Origin of the sequence: Photobacterium kasasachensis (genome assembly GCF_050336885.1) — a bacterium.
In the GTDB taxonomy this organism is placed as follows: domain Bacteria; phylum Pseudomonadota; class Gammaproteobacteria; order Enterobacterales; family Vibrionaceae; genus Photobacterium; species Photobacterium kasasachensis.
In genome coordinates this window covers 1-1,213 of sequence record NZ_JAKJSH010000059.1, presented here as the reverse complement: position 1 = coordinate 1,213, position 1,213 = coordinate 1, and the positions used below count along the sequence as shown (strand labels likewise).

2 protein-coding genes are annotated in these 1,213 nt (G+C 50.6%); both read right to left on the bottom strand.

Annotated features, from left to right (window positions below):
• A partial coding sequence (locus L4D19_RS30210; protein WP_428455453.1) for a 4-alpha-glucanotransferase occupies nucleotides 1–786 on the bottom strand: 786 nt, incomplete at its 3' end.
• An 88-nt stretch (nucleotides 787–874) separates the two neighbouring features.
• A partial coding sequence (locus L4D19_RS30205) for a glycogen/starch/alpha-glucan phosphorylase (RefSeq protein WP_428455452.1) occupies nucleotides 875–1,213 on the bottom strand: 339 nt, incomplete at its 5' end.

Genomic DNA, 1,213 nt, shown 5'->3' with positions numbered 1-1,213 from the left:
ACCTACCAGCTGCTGGGCTTCGTCACACTGAGCAAACTCAGAGACTGAGCTCACATCAATATACATCAGGTTCAACCAACGGCGAGAAGACGGGCTATATGGGCTCGCACCTTCCGGGTTGGCCGGAAATAAGGAATGAATGGGGTTAAGGCCCACAAAATCACCACCGCGGGCAGCAACATCGGCAACCAGTTGTTTCAGATCGCCGAAATCACCAATCCCCCAGTTGTGATTAGTGCGAATTGAATACAGCTGAACACTCGTACCCCAAAGTTTCTTGTCTTCCTGCAAGGCATCCTGCTTATAACAAGACTGAGGAGTAACGATCAACGTCATTTCAAACGGAGATTTACGACGCTTGCGGAACACTTCCAGCTTGTGGTAACCCCACTCCAGATCATCTGGTAATGAGAACACCAACGGGCCGCCATCGGCACGCTCGTCACTGATCAGCTGCGACTGCAACCAACCTTCCATCACCTCACCCTGCTCGGTTTCCAGACGCCAGCTGAAATCGCTGCTCCGCGCTGCATGGTCAAGGTGCATGGCAATGTGCACCGGCTCACCGCTACGTACGACCTGCACAGGTGCTAACACATCCGGATGGTGCTTTTTATTGGCAGACTCTAACAAGGCTTCGTCATTACGTGTGTCGTAACCAAGCGCTGCGAGCAGACGACGGATCGTCTCGCTTTCCACCTTGGCTTCATCTCCCCAAGCACTGACATAGCTATCTGCAATACCTGCGATGTCAGCAACTTGTTTTAATACTTGATCGTCTTTCATCGTTCTCTCCGATAGCGGCCTTGCGGCCGCTTCGATGTTAGGGTTTTGCTGATATCAATTCAGACTCTAAATCACCCAATGGGCTGAATTAACGGTTTACTGGCTCTAGGTTCCAGATATTATTGGCGTAGTCTCGAATACTACGGTCTGAGCTAAACTTGCTCATCAATGCTGTATTTAGAATTGCTTTGCGTGCCCAGTTCTTCTGGTCACGGTATTCAGCATCGATTTTCTCGTGAGTTTTCACGTAGTCAGCAAAGTCAGCCAGTACCAGGAAAGGGTCACCACCATCCAGCAGATTGTGGCGGATCGCTGCCAGCTGGCCAGGGTAGCCTGGTGTGAACTCATCAGTTTCCAATAGATCCAGTGCTGCGCGCAGTAAGCTATCAGCATGGTAATAACGGTAAGGGTCGTAACCCTCTTCTTT